At 58.9% G+C, this 17,943-nt stretch carries 17 protein-coding genes; all 17 read left to right on the top strand.

The window, feature by feature from the left end; all coding sequences use genetic code 11:
• Nucleotides 1-17: 17 nt before the first annotated feature.
• The 17 genes from mnmE (at nucleotide 18) to glmS (ending at nucleotide 17,752) form a co-directional block, all read left to right on the top strand.
• Nucleotides 18-1,388, top strand: coding sequence for a tRNA uridine-5-carboxymethylaminomethyl(34) synthesis GTPase MnmE (gene mnmE, locus DTP52_RS07970; RefSeq protein ID WP_109752829.1), 1,371 nt, complete (start codon nucleotides 18-20; stop codon nucleotides 1,386-1,388).
• Between the two features lie 564 nt (nucleotides 1,389-1,952).
• Nucleotides 1,953-3,851, top strand: coding sequence for a tRNA uridine-5-carboxymethylaminomethyl(34) synthesis enzyme MnmG (gene mnmG / locus DTP52_RS07960; protein ID WP_109752828.1), 1,899 nt, complete (start codon nucleotides 1,953-1,955; stop codon nucleotides 3,849-3,851).
• A gap of 5 nt (nucleotides 3,852-3,856) precedes the next feature.
• A complete protein-coding gene (gene rsmG / locus DTP52_RS07955) occupies nucleotides 3,857-4,492 on the top strand; it encodes a 16S rRNA (guanine(527)-N(7))-methyltransferase RsmG (protein ID WP_178082472.1) in 636 nt (211 codons plus the stop codon).
• A gap of 18 nt (nucleotides 4,493-4,510) precedes the next feature.
• Nucleotides 4,511-5,308, top strand: a complete 798-nt coding sequence (locus tag DTP52_RS07950) for a ParA family protein (protein WP_003207100.1) — start codon at nucleotides 4,511-4,513, stop codon at nucleotides 5,306-5,308.
• A 9-nt stretch (nucleotides 5,309-5,317) separates the two neighbouring features.
• On the top strand, nucleotides 5,318-6,190 hold the full coding sequence (locus tag DTP52_RS07945) for a ParB/RepB/Spo0J family partition protein (protein ID WP_060739912.1): 873 nt from the start codon (nucleotides 5,318-5,320) through the stop codon (nucleotides 6,188-6,190).
• Between the two features lie 148 nt (nucleotides 6,191-6,338).
• Nucleotides 6,339-6,746 (top strand): F0F1 ATP synthase subunit I, encoded by a 408-nt coding sequence (locus DTP52_RS07940; RefSeq protein WP_109752826.1) that lies wholly within the window; start codon nucleotides 6,339-6,341, stop codon nucleotides 6,744-6,746.
• Between the two features lie 16 nt (nucleotides 6,747-6,762).
• Nucleotides 6,763-7,632 carry a F0F1 ATP synthase subunit A gene (atpB, locus tag DTP52_RS07935; RefSeq protein WP_003187195.1) on the top strand — a complete coding sequence of 290 codons (870 nt, stop codon included), beginning with the start codon at nucleotides 6,763-6,765 and terminating at the stop codon, nucleotides 7,630-7,632.
• A 131-nt stretch (nucleotides 7,633-7,763) separates the two neighbouring features.
• A complete protein-coding gene (gene atpE, locus DTP52_RS07930) occupies nucleotides 7,764-8,021 on the top strand; it encodes a F0F1 ATP synthase subunit C (protein ID WP_003097235.1) in 258 nt (85 codons plus the stop codon).
• Between the two features lie 58 nt (nucleotides 8,022-8,079).
• A complete protein-coding gene (locus tag DTP52_RS07925) occupies nucleotides 8,080-8,550 on the top strand; it encodes a F0F1 ATP synthase subunit B (RefSeq protein ID WP_003187193.1) in 471 nt (156 codons plus the stop codon).
• A 12-nt stretch (nucleotides 8,551-8,562) separates the two neighbouring features.
• The gene (locus DTP52_RS07920; protein ID WP_003187192.1) at nucleotides 8,563-9,099 is read left to right on the top strand and encodes a F0F1 ATP synthase subunit delta; all 537 of its coding nucleotides are present in this window, start codon (nucleotides 8,563-8,565) and stop codon (nucleotides 9,097-9,099) included.
• A 21-nt stretch (nucleotides 9,100-9,120) separates the two neighbouring features.
• Entirely contained in the window at nucleotides 9,121-10,665 is a 1,545-nt protein-coding gene (gene atpA, locus DTP52_RS07915; protein WP_024777788.1) for a F0F1 ATP synthase subunit alpha, read from the top strand.
• Between the two features lie 50 nt (nucleotides 10,666-10,715).
• Complete coding sequence (gene atpG / locus DTP52_RS07910; RefSeq protein WP_072397487.1) at nucleotides 10,716-11,576, top strand: F0F1 ATP synthase subunit gamma; 861 nt, start codon at nucleotides 10,716-10,718, stop codon at nucleotides 11,574-11,576.
• 27 nt (nucleotides 11,577-11,603) lie between these two features.
• Nucleotides 11,604-12,980 (top strand): F0F1 ATP synthase subunit beta, encoded by a 1,377-nt coding sequence (gene atpD / locus DTP52_RS07905; RefSeq protein WP_003187186.1) that lies wholly within the window; start codon nucleotides 11,604-11,606, stop codon nucleotides 12,978-12,980.
• Between the two features lie 45 nt (nucleotides 12,981-13,025).
• On the top strand, nucleotides 13,026-13,451 hold the full coding sequence (locus DTP52_RS07900; RefSeq protein WP_058438442.1) for a F0F1 ATP synthase subunit epsilon: 426 nt from the start codon (nucleotides 13,026-13,028) through the stop codon (nucleotides 13,449-13,451).
• 116 nt (nucleotides 13,452-13,567) lie between these two features.
• A complete protein-coding gene (gene glmU / locus DTP52_RS07895) occupies nucleotides 13,568-14,935 on the top strand; it encodes a bifunctional UDP-N-acetylglucosamine diphosphorylase/glucosamine-1-phosphate N-acetyltransferase GlmU (protein WP_109752825.1) in 1,368 nt (455 codons plus the stop codon).
• Between the two features lie 206 nt (nucleotides 14,936-15,141).
• Complete coding sequence (locus DTP52_RS07890) at nucleotides 15,142-15,918, top strand: DeoR/GlpR family DNA-binding transcription regulator (protein WP_106274775.1); 777 nt, start codon at nucleotides 15,142-15,144, stop codon at nucleotides 15,916-15,918.
• Between the two features lies 1 nt (nucleotide 15,919).
• Nucleotides 15,920-17,752, top strand: a complete 1,833-nt coding sequence (glmS, locus tag DTP52_RS07885; RefSeq protein ID WP_109752824.1) for a glutamine--fructose-6-phosphate transaminase (isomerizing) — start codon at nucleotides 15,920-15,922, stop codon at nucleotides 17,750-17,752.
• The last annotated feature ends 191 nt before the right edge of the window (nucleotides 17,753-17,943 follow it).

Here is a 17,943-nt window from a genome sequence, read left to right as displayed (position 1 = left end):
TGTCTGGATACCGGTTTATGAGCGCACCGCGTGAAACCATCGCCGCTGTTGCCACCGCCCAAGGTCGCGGCGGTGTCGGCATCGTCCGTATTTCGGGGTCCTTGGCCAGTGTCGCGGCCAAGGCTATCAGCGGTCGTGAACTCAAGCCGCGGTTTGCGCATTACGGCCCGTTTTTCAGTGATGACCAGCAGGTGCTCGACGAAGGGCTGGCGTTGTATTTCCCGGGACCGAATTCGTTTACCGGCGAAGATGTGCTGGAACTGCAAGGACACGGCGGGCCCATCGTGCTGGACATGCTGCTCAAGCGCTGCCTTGAACTGGGCTGTCGCCTGGCCCGGCCGGGGGAGTTCAGCGAACGGGCATTTCTCAACGACAAGCTCGACCTGGCCCAGGCCGAGGCGATTGCCGATCTGATCGAAGCCAGTTCTGCACAGGCTGCCCGCAACGCATTGCGTTCCCTGCAAGGAGCGTTTTCCCAGCGTGTGCATAACCTCACCGAACAATTGATCGGCCTGCGGATCTACGTCGAGGCGGCCATCGACTTCCCGGAGGAGGAGATCGACTTCCTCGCCGATGGCCACGTGCTGAGCTTGCTCGATAAGGTACGCGATGAGTTATCCACAGTGCTTCGTGAAGCCGGGCAAGGCGCCTTGTTGCGCGATGGGATGACTGTGGTGATCGCCGGACGGCCCAATGCTGGCAAATCCAGCCTGCTGAACGCCCTGGCCGGTCGCGAGGCAGCAATTGTCACCGAGATCGCCGGCACCACCCGGGACATTCTGCGTGAACATATCCACATTGATGGCATGCCACTGCACGTTGTGGATACCGCAGGTTTGCGCGACACCGAGGACAAGGTGGAAAAAATCGGCGTTGAACGGGCGCTGAAGGCCATTGGTGAAGCCGACCGGGTATTGCTGGTGGTGGACGCCACCGCGCCGGAAGCGGACGATCCATTTGCCTTATGGCCTGAATTCCTCAAAGTCCGCCCGGATCCGGCAAAGGTCACGTTGATTCGCAACAAGGCCGACCTGACCGGGGAAGCGATTGTTCTCGAGGTCAGCAACGACGGCCATGTGACCATCAGCCTGAGCGCGAAATCGGCGGGCGAGGGCCTGGAACTGCTGCGCGAGCACCTCAAGGCGTGCATGGGCTATGAGCAGACATCGGAAAGCAGCTTCAGCGCCCGCCGGCGGCATCTTGAAGCCTTGCGCCACGCCAGCGCCGCCCTGGAACACGGGCGCGCGCAGTTGACCTTGGCGGGGGCAGGAGAGTTGTTGGCCGAAGACCTTCGCCAGGCACAACACTCCCTTGGGGAAATTACCGGCGCCTTCAGTTCCGATGACTTGTTGGGGCGGATCTTTTCCAGCTTCTGCATCGGTAAATAGCCCCACCTTTCAAACCGGGTTTGTCCTCGAAGCCTATCGAGTCCAACGCAAACCCGGTCGCTCCTTCTCCTTTTTTAGAACGATTGCCCTTGATGGCGGCTTGCCTGTGGGCACCGGCCTGCCCATCACGGCGGCTTTCTGTGGATTAAGCCCTGTGAATAACTGCCACTGAGGTCGGTTGATAACCCCCCTTCAAAACTGAAGATAAGCGCCTCTGTGGATAACAGGCCCATTCATCCACAGGCTTACACCGGTTATCCAAGCCCCTCAATGTCACATGACCACAGGGTTTTGAATCTTTGTACACATTGAAAATAAAGGCTTATAAGACCTTATCCACAGATAGTGAGCTCAGTAAGAATAAACATAAAAACAAAGATTCTATAAATTTCTTTCTTTTTTATTTTTTTAACCGCGAGTTCTCCACAGCTGGTTAAATTTTGTGCAAAGGGTTCTTTAGAAAGGGCGAAGTCCCTATACTTGCCGACCTGGTTCGAAAAACGCCCAGGGCCAGACTCAAAACCTATTCCGAATTACCTGAATAAAGCAGGCACGAGGTGCGTGGTGGATTTCCCTTCCCGTTTTGAAGTGATCGTCATCGGCGGCGGTCATGCCGGTACCGAGGCAGCACTTGCATCAGCACGCATGGGGGCAAAGACCCTGTTGCTGACGCATAACGTGGAAACCCTTGGCGCCATGAGCTGCAACCCTGCCATTGGTGGGATCGGCAAAAGCCACCTGGTCAAGGAAATCGATGCCCTTGGCGGTGCGATGGCCATGGCCACCGATAAAGGTGGTATCCAGTTTCGCGTGTTGAACAGCCGCAAAGGCCCCGCCGTGCGCGCTACTCGCGCCCAGGCCGACCGAGTCCTGTACAAGGCTGCTGTCCGTGAAATCCTGGAAAACCAGCCGAACCTGTGGATATTTCAACAAGCGGCCGATGACTTGATCGTCGAGCAGGACCAGGTGCGCGGTGTCGTCACGCAAATGGGCCTGCGTTTCTTCGCCGACTCCGTGGTGTTGACTACCGGGACCTTCCTCGGCGGACTTATCCACATCGGTTTGCAGAATTTTTCTGGCGGTCGCGCCGGTGATCCGCCGTCGATTGCTCTGGCTCACCGTCTGCGTGAGTTGCCATTGCGTGTCGGGCGCCTGAAAACCGGTACACCACCTCGCATCGACGGCAAGTCCGTGGATTTCTCGGTGATGACCGAGCAGCCTGGCGACACGCCGATCCCGGTGATGTCGTTCATGGGCAACAAGGAACAGCATCCACGGCAAGTCAGTTGCTGGATCACCCACACCAACGCCCGCACCCACGAAATCATCGCGGCGAACCTCGATCGTTCGCCGATGTATTCCGCTGCCGGTGAAATCGAAGGTGTCGGTCCGCGCTATTGCCCGTCGATCGAAGACAAGATCCATCGCTTTGCCGACAAGGAAAGCCACCAGGTGTTCATCGAACCGGAAGGTTTGACCACCCATGAGCTGTATCCGAACGGGATATCCACAAGTCTGCCGTTCGACGTGCAATTGCAGATCGTGCAATCGATCCGGGGCATGGAGAACGCGCACATCGTGCGTCCGGGTTATGCGATCGAGTACGACTACTTCGATCCGCGCGATTTGAAGTACAGCCTGGAAACCAAAACTATCGGCGGTCTGTTCTTCGCCGGGCAGATCAACGGCACCACCGGTTACGAAGAGGCCGGTGCCCAAGGGCTGTTGGCCGGTGCCAACGCAGCGCTGCGCGCCCAGGGCAAAGACAGCTGGTGCCCACGCCGCGATGAAGCGTACATCGGGGTGCTGGTGGACGACCTGATTACCCTGGGTACCCAGGAGCCGTATCGGATGTTCACCTCCCGTGCCGAATATCGCCTGATTCTGCGTGAAGACAACGCCGACCTGCGCCTGACCGAGAAAGGTCGTGAGTTGGGGTTGGTGGACGACGTGCGCTGGGCCGCGTTCTGCAAGAAACGCGAGAGTATCGAGCTGGAAGAGCAGCGCCTGAAAAGCACTTGGGTTCGTCCCGGCACCGAGCAAGGTGATGCCATTGCGGCGAAATTCGGCACGCCACTGACCCATGAATACAACCTGCTCAACCTCTTGAGCCGTCCGGAAATCGACTACGCCGGGCTGGTGGAAGTGACTGGCCAGGGCGCGGACGATCCACAGGTGGCCGAACAGGTTGAGATCAAGACCAAATACGCCGGTTACATTGACCGCCAACAGGACGAAATCGCCCGTCTGCGCGCCAGTGAAGACACCAGGCTGCCTGTGGATATCGACTACACCGGCATTTCCGGGCTGTCGAAAGAAATCCAGAGCAAGCTCGGTGCGACCCGTCCAGAGACCCTGGGCCAGGCTTCGCGCATTCCCGGCGTCACGCCGGCGGCGATTTCCCTGTTGTTGATTCATTTGAAAAAACGCGGCGCGGGCCGCCAGTTGGAGCAAAGCGCTTGAGTTCGATGGTCACCTCGCAACACGCTGAAGAGTTATCCACAGGTGCCCGTCAGCTCGGCGTCAGCCTGACCGAAGCCCAGCATGCGCAACTGCTGGGTTATCTGGCGTTGTTGATCAAATGGAACAAGGCCTACAACCTGACCGCCGTGCGCGATCCGGATGAAATGGTCTCGCGGCATTTGCTCGACAGCCTCAGCGTCATGTCCTTCATCGAAAACGGTCGCTGGCTGGATGTCGGCAGCGGCGGTGGCATGCCGGGAATCCCGCTGGCGATCCTGTTTCCCGGCTCGCAAGTGACCTGTCTGGACAGCAACGGCAAGAAAACCCGCTTCCTGACCCAGGTCAAACTCGAACTCAAACTGGATAACCTGCAAGTTATCCACAGCCGCGTCGAAGCGTTCCAACCTGCGCAGCCGTTCAACGGGATCATCTCCCGGGCGTTCAGCAGCATGGAGAACTTCAGCAACTGGACTCGCCACCTGGGCGACGCCAATACGCGCTGGCTGGCAATGAAGGGCGTTCATCCGGCCGATGAGCTGGTAGCATTGCCGGCAGACTTCCACCTCGATAGCGAACACGCCTTGGCCGTACCTGGTTGCCAAGGCCAACGCCATCTGCTGATACTGCGCCGCACGGCATGATTGGGAACACAAGCAAGAATGGCTAAGGTATTCGCGATAGCGAACCAGAAGGGTGGTGTGGGCAAGACCACCACCTGCATCAACCTCGCAGCATCCCTGGTCGCGACCAAGCGCCGGGTGCTGTTGATCGATCTCGATCCACAGGGCAACGCCACCATGGGCAGCGGTGTGGATAAACATGGCCTGGAAAACTCCATCTATGACGTCCTGATCGGCGAATGCGATCTGGGCCAGGCCATGCACTTCTCCGAACACGGCGGTTATCAACTGCTGCCGGCCAACCGTGATTTGACGGCGGCCGAAGTGGTGTTGCTGGAAATGCAGATGAAGGAAAGCCGCCTGCGCAGCGCCTTGGCACCGATCCGGGAAAACTACGATTACATCCTGATCGACTGCCCGCCGTCGTTGTCGATGCTGACCCTCAACGCCCTGGTGGCGGCCGATGGGGTAATTATCCCCATGCAGTGCGAGTACTTCGCCCTGGAAGGGTTGAGCGACCTTGTGGATAACATCAAGCGCATCGCCGAACTGCTGAACCCGGATCTGAAGGTCGAAGGCCTGCTGCGGACCATGTATGACCCGCGCCTTAGCCTGATGAACGATGTCTCGGCCCAGCTCAAGGAACACTTCGGCGAGCAGCTCTACGACACTGTCATCCCGCGTAACATTCGCCTGGCCGAAGCGCCGAGCTACGGCATGCCGGCCCTGGCCTACGACAAACAATCCCGTGGTGCGCTGGCCTACCTGGCCCTGGCGGGCGAGATGGTTCGCCGTCAGCGCCGTAACCCACGCACCGCTGCAGCCCAGCCAACTTAAGGAAACCCCATGGCCGTCAAGAAACGAGGTCTCGGACGTGGACTGGATGCACTGCTCAGCGGTCCGACTGTCAGCTCGCTGGAAGAACAGGCCGTCCAGGCCGATCAGCGCGAGTTGCAGCATCTGCCCCTGGACCTGATCCAACGCGGCAAATACCAGCCGCGCCGAGACATGGACCCGCAGGCGCTGGAAGAACTGGCCCAGTCGATCAAGAGCCAGGGCGTGATGCAGCCGATCGTGGTCCGTCCGATCGCCAATGGGCGTTTCGAGATCATCGCCGGTGAACGCCGTTGGCGCGCCAGCCAGCAGGCCGGCCAGGAAACCATCCCGGCCATGGTGCGCGATGTGCCGGATGAAACCGCCATTGCCATGGCGCTGATCGAGAACATCCAGCGTGAAGACCTCAACCCGATCGAGGAAGCCGTGGCCCTGCAGCGTTTGCAGCAGGAATTCCAGCTGACCCAGCAACAGGTCGCCGAGGCGGTGGGCAAGTCCCGCGTGACCGTGGCCAACCTGCTGCGCCTGATTGCGTTGCCGGAAGTCATCAAGACCATGCTGTCCCATGGCGACCTGGAAATGGGTCATGCCCGGGCATTGCTCGGTTTGCCGGAAAATCAACAAGTTGAAGGGGCGCGACATGTTGTCGCACGAGGTCTGACTGTGCGCCAAACCGAGGCACTGGTTCGTCAGTGGCTCAGCGGTAAACCGGCCCCCGTCGAAGCCCCCAAAATCGATCCTGATATCGCTCGTCTGGAACAGCGCCTGGCCGAGCGCCTGGGCTCTGCGGTGCAGATTCGCCACGGCAAGAAGGGCAAAGGGCAACTGGTGATCGGTTATAACTCCCTCGATGAACTGCAAGGTGTCCTTGCACACATTCGCTGAAACAATTGCTCTTGTAGCGCGCAGTCGGAAATCACTACCTGACAGTTGAATAGGGGCAGAACCGCCCCTATACTCTGCGCGCATTTTGTCGGCACAAATTATGCCAAGTTATTGAATTATGGCGGCCGACCCTTGGAGAGCAAAAGCGATGGAAACCCGCACGCCAAACCGCTTGCCGTTCCATCGTCTGGCAGTTTTCCCGGTTTTGATGACTCAGTTCATCGTTGTACTGATCGCCGCATTGGCGCTCTGGCAATGGAAAGGAGTCGTCGCCGGATACTCAGGTCTTTGCGGAGGCCTGATAGCCTTGCTCCCCAATATTTACTTCGCTCACAGGGCATTTCGGTTTTCCGGCGCCCGAGCAGCCCAGGCTATCGTCCGGTCTTTTTATGCCGGCGAGGCGGGGAAACTGATTTTGACGGCAGTGCTGTTTGCGCTGACGTTCGCAGGTGTGAAGCCATTGGCACCACTGGCTGTATTCGGTGTCTTCTTGCTGACCCAACTGGTTAGCTGGTTCGCTCCCCTGCTAATGAGAACAAGACTTTCGAGACCTTAGGGCGTTTGAGGCAACCATGGCAGAGACAACCGCTTCGGGCTATATCCAGCACCACTTGCAGAACCTGACCTTCGGTCAGCTACCCAACGGCGGCTGGGGCTTTGCCCACTCCGCAGCAGAAGCCAAGGAAATGGGCTTCTGGGCTTTCCACGTCGATACCCTCGGCTGGTCGGTCGCACTGGGCCTGATTTTCGTTCTTCTTTTCCGCATGGCGGCAAAGAAAGCGACCTCCGGTCAGCCCGGCGCACTGCAGAACTTCGTTGAAGTACTGGTCGAATTCGTCGATGGCAGCGTGAAAGACAGCTTCCATGGCCGTAGCCCGGTGATCGCACCGCTGGCACTGACCATCTTCGTCTGGGTGTTTCTGATGAACGCCGTCGACCTGGTACCGGTCGACTGGATTCCTCAGCTGGCCATCCTGATCTCCGGCGACCACCACATCCCATTCCGCGCCGTGTCGACCACCGACCCGAACGCGACCCTGGGCATGGCGTTCTCGGTCTTCGCACTGATCATTTTCTATAGCATCAAGGTCAAGGGCATCGGCGGCTTCATCGGCGAACTGACCCTGCACCCGTTCGGCAGCAAGAACATCCTGGTTCAAGCCCTGCTGATCCCGGTGAACTTCCTGCTGGAATTCGTGACCCTGATCGCCAAACCAATTTCTCTGGCACTGCGTCTGTTCGGCAACATGTATGCCGGCGAGCTGGTGTTCATCCTGATCGCTGTGATGTTCGGCAGCGGCCTGCTGTGGCTCAGCGGCCTGGGTGTAGTCCTGCAATGGGCGTGGGCTGTATTCCACATCCTGATCATCACCCTGCAGGCGTTCATCTTCATGATGCTGACCATCGTCTACCTGTCGATGGCGCACGAAGAAAACCATTAAGGCCAGTCTCGACTAGTCTGATGTCCTTCCCGGTCAAACGGGAAGGAGCCCGAACCGGGCTGAGAAACGATTTGTTTTACCGCTTTAATCTAAAAAACCTAAACCATACGACGTAAAAGTCGGGAGGAAAGATGGAAACTGTAGTTGGTCTAACCGCTATCGCTGTTGCACTGTTGATCGGCCTGGGCGCACTGGGTACCGCAATTGGTTTCGGCCTGCTGGGCGGCAAGTTCCTGGAAGGCGCAGCGCGTCAGCCAGAAATGGTTCCAATGCTGCAAGTAAAAATGTTCATCGTGGCTGGTCTGCTCGACGCCGTGACCATGATCGGTGTTGGTATCGCTCTGTTCTTCACCTTTGCGAACCCGTTCGTTGGTCAAATCGCTGGCTAATTACTCGGATGTCTCGAGTAGATTGGTGTGATGGACAACGTAACTGCGAGGTGTTGGCGTGAACATTAATGCGACCCTGATTGGCCAGTCCGTTGCGTTCCTGATTTTTGTACTGTTCTGCATGAAGTTCGTATGGCCTCCGGTCATTGCGGCATTGCACGAACGTCAAAAGAAGATCGCTGATGGTCTGGACGCTGCCAGCCGTGCAGCTCGCGACCTGGAGTTGGCCCATGAGAAAGTGGGTCAGCAACTGCGCGAAGCGAAGGCTCAGGCAGCTGAAATCATCGAGCAAGCCAAGAAACGCGGTACCCAGATTGTTGACGAAGCCCGTGAACAGGCTCGCGTCGAAGCTGACCGTGTGAAGGCTCAGGCTCAAGCCGAGATCGAACAGGAACTCAACAGTGTCAAAGACGCGCTGCGTGCCCAAGTGGGTGCCCTGGCCGTTGGCGGTGCTTCGAAGATCCTGGGTGCCACAATCGATCAAAACGCGCACGCAGAGCTGGTAAACCAACTGGCTGCTGAAATCTAAGCGAGGGCGATCATGGCAGAACTGACCACGTTGGCCCGACCTTACGCTAAGGCGGCCTTCGAGCACGCTCAGGCCCACCAGCAACTGGCCAATTGGTCAGCCATGCTCGGCCTGGCAGCAGCGGTGTCGCAAGACGACACCATGCAGCGCGTGCTCAAGGCCCCGCGACTGACGAGCGCAGAAAAGGCCGCCACGTTCATTGACGTGTGCGGCGACAAGTTCGATGCCAAGGCACAGAATTTCATTCATGTCGTTGCCGAAAACGACCGTCTCCCGCTTCTGCCGGAGATCGCCGCTCTTTTCGACCTGTACAAGGCCGAGCAAGAGAAGTCGGTAGACGTGGAAGTGACCAGTGCTTTCGCATTGAACCAAGAACAGCAAGACAAACTCGCCAAGGTTCTCAGTGCACGACTCAACCGGGAAGTGCGCCTGCAAGTCGAGGAAGACAAGTCCCTGATAGGGGGCGTTGTAATCCGCGCCGGCGACCTGGTTATCGATGGCTCGATTCGCGGCAAAATCGCGAAACTTGCCGAAGCATTGAAATCTTGAGTTTGAAGGGGCAGCAGAGCAATGCAGCAACTCAATCCTTCCGAAATAAGTGAAATTATCAAGGGCCGCATCGAAAAGCTCGATGTGACCTCCCAAGCCCGTAACGAAGGCACTGTCGTCAGCGTATCTGACGGCATCGTGCGGATTCACGGTCTGGCCGACGTCATGTACGGCGAGATGATCGAGTTTCCGGGCGGCGTCTACGGTATGGCCCTCAACCTGGAGCAAGACTCTGTAGGTGCCGTGGTATTGGGCGCATACACGACTCTGGCTGAAGGCATGAGCGCCAAGTGCACCGGCCGCATCCTCGAAGTTCCGGTTGGTAAGGAACTGCTGGGTCGCGTAGTCGACGCACTGGGTAACCCTGTTGACGGCAAAGGTCCGCTGAACAACACCGAGACCGACGCGGTCGAGAAAGTTGCTCCTGGCGTGATCTGGCGTAAGTCGGTAGACCAGCCTGTACAGACTGGCTACAAGGCTGTCGATGCCATGATCCCTGTCGGCCGTGGCCAGCGTGAGCTGATCATCGGTGACCGTCAGATCGGTAAGACCGCTCTGGCGATCGACGCGATCATCAACCAGAAAAACAGCGGCATCTTCTGCGTCTACGTGGCAATCGGTCAGAAGCAATCGACCATCGCCAACGTGGTTCGCAAGCTGGAAGAGAACGGCGCCCTGGCCAACACGATCATCGTGGCTGCCAGTGCTTCGGAATCGGCCGCGCTGCAATTCCTGGCACCGTACTCCGGTTGCACCATGGGCGAATACTTCCGCGACCGCGGTGAAGACGCGCTGATCGTCTATGACGATCTGTCCAAGCAAGCAGTGGCCTACCGCCAGATTTCCCTGCTGCTGCGCCGTCCACCAGGCCGTGAAGCCTACCCAGGCGACGTGTTCTATCTCCACTCCCGTCTGCTGGAGCGCGCTTCCCGCGTTTCGGAAGAGTACGTAGAGAAGTTCACCAACGGCGCAGTGACTGGCAAGACCGGTTCCCTGACCGCTCTGCCGATCATCGAAACCCAGGCTGGCGACGTTTCCGCGTTCGTTCCGACCAACGTGATTTCCATCACCGACGGTCAGATCTTCCTGGAATCGGCCATGTTCAACTCGGGCATCCGTCCTGCTGTGAACGCCGGTGTTTCGGTATCCCGTGTGGGTGGTGCCGCTCAGACCAAGATCATCAAGAAGCTGTCCGGTGGTATCCGTACCGCCCTGGCTCAGTACCGTGAACTGGCGGCATTCGCCCAGTTCGCTTCTGACCTGGACGAAGCGACCCGTAAGCAACTTGAGCATGGTCAGCGCGTTACCGAGCTGATGAAGCAGAAGCAATACGCACCAATGTCGATCGCTGACATGGCGCTGTCGCTGTATGCCGCTGAGCGTGGGTTCCTGACTGACATTGAAATCGCCAAGATCGGCAGCTTCGAACAAGCGCTGATTGCTTTCTTCAACCGCGATCACGCCGATTTGATGGCCAAGATCAACGTTAAAGGTGACTTCAATGACGAAATCGACGCTGGCCTCAAAGCCGGTATCGAGAAGTTCAAGGCCACCCAAACCTGGTAAGCCGCAGCGGGAGCCGCAAGGCTCCCGCTTGCTAACCTGATAGGTGTTACATGGCAGGCGCAAAAGAGATTCGCAGTAAGATTGCGAGCATCAAAAGCACGCAAAAGATTACCAGCGCCATGGAAAAAGTGGCGGTCAGCAAAATGCGCAAGGCACAAATGCGCATGGCTGCTAGCCGTCCTTATGCGGAGCGCATCCGCCAGGTGATTGGTCATCTGGCCAACGCCAACCCGGAATACCGCCACCCGTTCATGATCGAACGCGCCATCAAGCGCGTCGGTTACGTTGTGGTGAGCAGTGACCGTGGTCTGTGCGGTGGCTTGAACACCAACCTGTTCAAGGCCCTGGTCAAGGACATGGCGGTAAACCGCGAACAAGGCGTCGAGATCGATCTGTGCGTGGTCGGTAGCAAGGGTGCGGCTTTCTTCCGTAACTTCGGCGGTAACGTCGTCGCTGCTATCAGCCACCTGGGTGAAGAACCGTCGATCAATGACCTGATCGGCAGCGTCAAGGTGATGCTGGATGCTTACCTGGAAGGCCGGATCGACCGCCTGTCCGTGGTATCCAACAAGTTCATCAACACCATGACGCAACAGCCGACCGTGGAGCAGTTGATTCCACTGGTGGCGACCCCGGAACAGGAACTCAAGCACCACTGGGACTATCTCTACGAACCGGACGCCAAGGAGCTGCTCGACGGCTTGATGGTCCGCTACGTGGAGTCGCAGGTCTACCAGGCGGTGGTCGAGAACAACGCAGCTGAACAAGCGGCGCGGATGATCGCGATGAAGAACGCTACCGACAACGCCGGTGATTTGATCAGCGATTTGCAGCTGATCTACAACAAGGCGCGTCAGGCTGCGATCACCCAAGAGATCTCGGAAATCGTCGGCGGCGCTGCCGCGGTTTAACGGTTCAAATATTCAGAGGATCCTGCTATGAGTAGCGGACGTATCGTTCAAATCATCGGCGCCGTTATCGACGTGGAATTTCCACGCGACAGCGTACCGAGCATCTACGACGCCTTGAAGGTTCAAGGCGCCGAAACCACCCTGGAAGTTCAGCAGCAGCTGGGCGACGGTGTGGTTCGTACCATTGCGATGGGCTCCACCGAGGGCTTGAAGCGCGGTCTGGACGTCAACAACACTGGCGCAGCCATCTCCGTACCGGTCGGTAAAGCGACCCTGGGCCGGATCATGGACGTACTGGGCAACCCGATCGACGAAGCTGGCCCGATCGACACCGAAGAGCGCTGGGGCATTCACCGTCCTGCGCCAACCTTCGCTGAGCAGGCAGGTGGCAACGAGCTGCTGGAAACCGGCATCAAGGTTATCGACCTGGTTTGCCCGTTCGCCAAGGGCGGTAAAGTCGGTCTGTTCGGTGGTGCCGGTGTAGGCAAGACCGTAAACATGATGGAACTGATCCGTAACATCGCCATCGAGCACAGCGGTTATTCCGTGTTCGCTGGTGTGGGTGAGCGTACTCGTGAGGGTAACGACTTCTACCACGAGATGAAGGATTCCAACGTTCTGGACAAAGTGGCACTGGTCTACGGCCAGATGAACGAGCCGCCGGGAAACCGTCTGCGCGTAGCCCTGACCGGCCTGACCATGGCCGAGAAGTTCCGTGACGAAGGTAACGACGTTCTGCTGTTCGTCGACAACATCTACCGTTACACCCTGGCCGGTACCGAAGTATCCGCACTGCTGGGCCGTATGCCTTCGGCAGTAGGTTACCAGCCGACCCTGGCTGAAGAGATGGGCGTGCTGCAAGAGCGCATCACTTCGACCAAGCAAGGCTCGATCACCTCGATCCAAGCGGTATACGTACCAGCGGACGACTTGACCGACCCGTCGCCAGCGACCACCTTCGCCCACTTGGACGCCACCGTCGTTCTGTCCCGTGACATCGCTTCCCTGGGTATCTACCCAGCGGTTGACCCACTGGACTCGACTTCGCGCCAGCTGGACCCGAACGTGATCGGCCAGGAGCACTACGACACCGCTCGCGGCGTTCAGTACGTGCTGCAGCGTTACAAGGAACTGAAGGACATCATCGCGATCCTGGGTATGGACGAGCTCTCGGAAGCCGACAAGCAGTTGGTAAACCGTGCTCGTAAGATCCAGCGCTTCTTGTCGCAGCCGTTCTTCGTGGCTGAAGTCTTCACCGGTGCCTCGGGTAAATACGTTTCCCTGAAAGACACCATTGCTGGCTTCAAAGGCATCCTCAACGGTGACTACGACCACCTGCCAGAACAAGCGTTCTACATGGTCGGCGGCATCGAAGAAGCGATCGAGAAAGCCAAGAAACTGTAATCCCGGCGCCCGGCAACGGGCGCTAATTTAGGTTGAGGCAATCAGATGGCTATGACAGTCCATTGCGATATCGTCAGTGCGGAAGGGGAAATCTTCTCCGGTCTGGTCGAGATGGTGGTTGCGCATGGTGAGCTGGGTGATCTTGGTATCGCTCTGGGTCACGCACCGCTGATCACTAATCTGAAACCGGGTCCGATCCGCTTGATCAAGCAGGGCGGGGAAACCGAGGTGTTCTACATCTCCGGTGGTTTCCTCGAGGTTCAGCCGAACATGGTCAAGGTCCTTGCCGACACCGTGCAACGTGCTGCCGACCTGGACGAAGCCTCCGCTCAGGAAGCCGTCAAGGCTGCCGAGAAGGCCCTGAACGAAAAAGGCGCAGACTTCGACTACGGTTCTGCTGCTGCACGTCTGGCCGAGGCCGCAGCCCAGCTGCGCACCGTCCAGCAGATCCGCAAGAAGTTCGGCGGCTAAGCCGTCTGCTTTCTGTGCGATTGATTAAAAAGGGTAGCCTCGGCTACCCTTTTTTCATTTTTCCGACACTCATCATCTGGTCGCAGCCGCTGACCACCCAGGATTGGTAGCCAGTCATGTCTCTCGAAATCGTTATCCTCGCGGCCGGTCAAGGCACCCGCATGCGTTCGGCGCTGCCCAAGGTATTGCACCCGGTAGCCGGCAATTCCATGCTCGGCCATGTTATCCACAGCGCGCGGCAACTTGATCCACAGCGCATCCACGTGGTGATCGGCCATGGTGCCGACGCGGTACGCGAACGCCTGGCGGCGGATGACCTGAATTTCGTCCTGCAGGACAAACAACTGGGCACCGGCCATGCCGTGGCCCAGGCCGTGCCGTTCATCACGGCCGATACAGTGCTGATTCTCTACGGCGATGTGCCGCTGATCGAAGTCGAGACCTTGCAGCGCCTGCTCAAGCATGTCGCGCCACAGCAGTTGGGCCTGCTGACTGTCGAGTTGGATGACCCCACCGGTTACGGCCGCATTGTGCGTAACGCCGACGGCCAGGTGACGGCGATTGTCGAGCAAAAGGACGCCAACGAAGCCCAGCGCGCGATCACCGAGGGCAACACCGGTATTCTTGCCGTGCCGGCTGAACGCCTGGGTGACTGGATGAGTCGTCTGTCGAACAACAACGCCCAGGGCGAGTACTACCTGACCGATGTGATCGCCATGGCCGTTGCTGACGGCCTGGTCGTCGCCACCGAGCAGCCGCTGGACGCCATGGAAGTGCAGGGCGCCAACGATCGCCGGCAACTGGCCGAGCTGGAGCGCCACTATCAATTGCGCGCCGCCCGCCGGCTGATGGCCCAAGGCGTGACCCTGCGCGATCCGTCCCGCTTCGATGTGCGCGGTGACGTCAGCGTGGGTCGCGACGTGGTCATCGATATCAACGTCATCCTCGAAGGCAAGGTTGTCATCGAAGACGACGTGGTGATCGGCCCGAACTGTGTGATCAAGGACAGCACCTTGCGCAAAGGCGTGGTGATCAAGGCCAACAGTCATATCGACGGTGCGATCATGGGCGAAGGCAGCGACGCCGGCCCGTTTGCCCGCCTGCGGCCAGGCTCTGTGCTGGAGGCCCGTGCCCATGTGGGTAACTTCGTCGAACTCAAGAATGCTCACCTGGGCGAAGGCGCCAAGGCCGGGCACCTGACCTACCTCGGTGACGCTGAAGTCGGCGCCCGCACCAACATTGGCGCTGGCACCATCACCTGCAATTACGATGGCGCCAACAAGTGGAAAACCGTATTGGGCGAAGACGTGTTCATCGGCTCGAACAACTCCTTGGTCGCGCCTGTGGATATCTCCAGCGGTGCCACCACGGCGGCCGGTTCGACCATCACGCAGAATGTGGATAACGCTCAATTGGCGGTTGGACGCGCTCGCCAGCGCAATATCGATGGTTGGAAGCGACCAGAAAAAATCAAGAAACCCTGAAGTTATCCACATTCCCCTGTGGGAGCGAGCCTGCTCGCGAAGCGGTGGGTCAGAAGAGCAGTATTGGCTGACTCACCGCTTCGCGAGCAGGCTCGCTCCCACATTTCATTAGGATATTTCTGAATTTTTCTTGTTGCGCCTTGACGATATCGCTCCAATAGGTTTTGATTGCTTACGTTATCTTTCGAATCGAAACTTATCCCGCCATGTCGAAACGCAACACGCCACAACGCCGGCACAACATCCTTGCCTTGCTCCAGGAGCAGGGTGAGGTCAGTGTGGATGAACTGGCCAAGCGCTTCGAAACCTCGGAAGTTACGATTCGCAAGGACCTCGCCGCCCTGGAAACCAACGGCCTGCTGCTGCGGCGCTACGGTGGCGCGGTGCCAATGCCGCAGGAATTGGTGGCCGATAACGGGCAGACCGTCTCCAAGTACAAACTCGCCATTGCCCGGGCCGCTGTGAAGCGGATCCGCGAACATGCGCGCATCATCATCGACAGCGGCAGCACTACGGCGGCCATGATTCCTCAACTCGGCCAACAGCCAGGCTTGGTGGTGATGACCAATTCCCTGCATGTCGCCAATGCCTTGAGCGAATTGGAGCATGAGCCGGTGCTGTTGATGACCGGCGGCACTTGGGACCCTCACTCCGAGTCGTTCCAGGGCCAAGTGGCCGAGCAGGTCCTGCGTTCCTACGATTTCGACCAGCTGTTCATCGGCGCCGACGGCATCGATCTGGTTCGAGGTACCACCACCTTCAACGAACTGCTGGGCCTGAGCCGCGTGATGGCTGAGGTGGCCCGCGAAGTGATCGTGATGGTGGAGGCCGACAAGATCGGCCGCAAGATTCCCAACCTGGAGCTGCCGTGGAGCAGCGTCCATACCCTTATTACCGATGATCGCCTGCCCGTAGAGGCCCGCGATCAGATTCAGGCCCGCGGCATCACCTTGATCTGCGCGCCTGTCAGCCAGGAGAAATAGCATGTGTGGAATTGTCGGCGCCGTTGCTGAACGCAACATCACTGCAATCTTGCTCGAGGGCCTCAAGCGCCTGGAATACCGCGGCTACGACAGCGCCGGTGTAGCGGTGTTCACCAACGACGAGAAGCTCGAGCGCATGCGTCGCCCAGGCAAGGTCAGCGAGCTGGAACAGGCCCTGGAGGCCGAACCGCTGATCGGTCGCCTTGGCGTTGCCCACACTCGCTGGGCCACCCATGGCGCGCCATGCGAGCGTAACGCTCACCCGCACTTTTCCGGCGACCTGGCGGTGGTGCACAACGGCATCATCGAAAACCACGAAGCTTTGCGTGAACAGCTCAAGGCGCTCGGCTATGTGTTCAGCTCGGACACCGACACTGAAGTCATCGCTCACTTGCTCAATCACAAGCTCAAGGACCTGGTGGACCTGACTGTGGCCCTCAAGGCCACCGTCAAGGAACTGCACGGTGCCTATGGCCTGGCGGTCATCAGCGCGAAACAACCCGATCGCCTGGTGGCGGCCCGCAGCGGCAGCCCTTTGGTTATCGGCCTGGGCCTGGGGGAAAACTTCCTGGCCTCCGATCAGTTGGCGCTGCGCCAGGTCACCGATCGCTTCATGTACCTGGAAGAAGGCGACATCGCCGAAATACGCCGCGACAGCGTGCAGATCTGGGATCTGGCCGGCAAAAGCGTGGAACGTGAGACCGTCCAATACCGCGACGGTGCCGAAGCTGCCGACAAAGGCGAGTTCCGCCACTTCATGCTCAAGGAAATCCACGAACAACCGGCTGTGGTGCAACGCACCCTGGAAGGCCGCATGAGCCAGAGCCAGGTCCTGGTCCAGGCATTCGGTCCACAGGCGGCGGAGTTGTTCGCCAAGGTCCGCAACGTGCAGATCGTGGCCTGCGGCACCAGTTATCACGCCGGCATGGTCGCCCGTTACTGGCTGGAAGAACTGGCGGGTATCCCGTGCCAGGTCGAAGTCGCCAGCGAGTTCCGCTATCGCAAAGTGGTGGTGCAGCCCGATTCGCTGTTCGTCACCATTTCCCAGTCCGGCGAAACCGCCGACACCCTGGCCGCCCTGCGCAATGCCAAGGAACTGGGGTTCCTCGCCAGCCTGGCGATCTGCAACGTCGGCATCAGCTCGCTGGTGCGCGAGTCCGACCTGACCCTGCTGACCCAGGCCGGTCGTGAAATCGGCGTGGCGTCGACCAAGGCGTTCACCACGCAACTGGTGGGCCTGCTGTTGCTGACCCTGTCCCTGGGCCAGGTTCGCGGCACCCTGGGTGAAGGCGTCGAGGCCAAGCTGGTGGAAGAACTGCGTCGCCTGCCTGCCCGCCTGGGCGAAGCCTTGGCCATGGACAGCACCGTGGAAAAAATCGCCGAGCTGTTCGCCGAGAAGAACCACACCCTGTTCCTCGGCCGTGGCGCGCAATTCCCGGTGGCGATGGAAGGGGCCTTGAAGCTCAAGGAAATCTCCTACATTCACGCCGAGGCCTACCCGGCCGGCGAGCTCAAGCACGGCCCGCTGGCGCTTGTGGATAACGACATGCCCGTCGTCACCGTCGCGCCGAATAACGAGCTGCTGGAAAAGCTCAAGTCCAACCTGCAGGAAGTCCGCGCCCGCGGCGGCCAGTTGATTGTCTTTGCTGACGAAAAGGCCGGCATGACCAATGGCGAAGGTACCCACGTGGTGCACATGCCACACATCCACGACATCCTGTCGCCAATCCTCTACACCATCCCGCTGCAACTGCTGTCGTACTACGTTGCTGTGCTCAAGGGCACGGATGTGGACCAGCCGCGGAATTTGGCGAAGTCTGTGACGGTGGAGTGAGTCGTCCCTGCTGATTCCAAGTAATAAGTCCTTTCGGGTTTAGCGCTGCTAAACCCGATCATCAAACCAGACACTCCGTACTGTCGAGCCTGGGGTAACCACGCCGCTGCGTGTTACTCCTGCCGTCGCCTTAGCCGTCAGGCCAGTAACGTCTGGGCTGATCCCTTCGATTTAGCAAGCACAGTCTCTAT

Source organism: Pseudomonas sp. 43mfcvi1.1, assembly GCF_900115935.1.
Taxonomy (GTDB): domain Bacteria; phylum Pseudomonadota; class Gammaproteobacteria; order Pseudomonadales; family Pseudomonadaceae; genus Aquipseudomonas; species Aquipseudomonas bijieensis.
Note: the sequence above shows the minus strand (reverse complement) of the source record. Positions and strands in the feature narration are given on the sequence as shown.

Excerpts from the sequence above, each read along its gene's own strand:
- mnmE (WP_109752829.1), top strand. The coding sequence starts at position 18 with ATGAGCGCACCGCGTGAAACCATCGCCGCTGTTGCCACCGCCCAAGGT.
- rsmG (WP_178082472.1), top strand. The coding sequence starts at position 3,857 with ATGGTCACCTCGCAACACGCTGAAGAGTTATCCACAGGTGCCCGTCAG.
- DTP52_RS07950 (WP_003207100.1), top strand. The coding sequence starts at position 4,511 with ATGGCTAAGGTATTCGCGATAGCGAACCAGAAGGGTGGTGTGGGCAAG.
- DTP52_RS07945 (WP_060739912.1), top strand. The coding sequence starts at position 5,318 with ATGGCCGTCAAGAAACGAGGTCTCGGACGTGGACTGGATGCACTGCTC.
- DTP52_RS07940 (WP_109752826.1), top strand. The coding sequence starts at position 6,339 with ATGGAAACCCGCACGCCAAACCGCTTGCCGTTCCATCGTCTGGCAGTT.
- atpB (WP_003187195.1), top strand. The coding sequence starts at position 6,763 with ATGGCAGAGACAACCGCTTCGGGCTATATCCAGCACCACTTGCAGAAC.
- atpE (WP_003097235.1), top strand. The coding sequence starts at position 7,764 with ATGGAAACTGTAGTTGGTCTAACCGCTATCGCTGTTGCACTGTTGATC.
- DTP52_RS07920 (WP_003187192.1), top strand. The coding sequence starts at position 8,563 with ATGGCAGAACTGACCACGTTGGCCCGACCTTACGCTAAGGCGGCCTTC.
- atpA (WP_024777788.1), top strand. The coding sequence starts at position 9,121 with ATGCAGCAACTCAATCCTTCCGAAATAAGTGAAATTATCAAGGGCCGC.
- atpG (WP_072397487.1), top strand. The coding sequence starts at position 10,716 with ATGGCAGGCGCAAAAGAGATTCGCAGTAAGATTGCGAGCATCAAAAGC.
- atpD (WP_003187186.1), top strand. The coding sequence starts at position 11,604 with ATGAGTAGCGGACGTATCGTTCAAATCATCGGCGCCGTTATCGACGTG.
- DTP52_RS07900 (WP_058438442.1), top strand. The coding sequence starts at position 13,026 with ATGGCTATGACAGTCCATTGCGATATCGTCAGTGCGGAAGGGGAAATC.
- glmU (WP_109752825.1), top strand. The coding sequence starts at position 13,568 with ATGTCTCTCGAAATCGTTATCCTCGCGGCCGGTCAAGGCACCCGCATG.
- DTP52_RS07890 (WP_106274775.1), top strand. The coding sequence starts at position 15,142 with ATGTCGAAACGCAACACGCCACAACGCCGGCACAACATCCTTGCCTTG.
- glmS (WP_109752824.1), top strand. The coding sequence starts at position 15,920 with ATGTGTGGAATTGTCGGCGCCGTTGCTGAACGCAACATCACTGCAATC.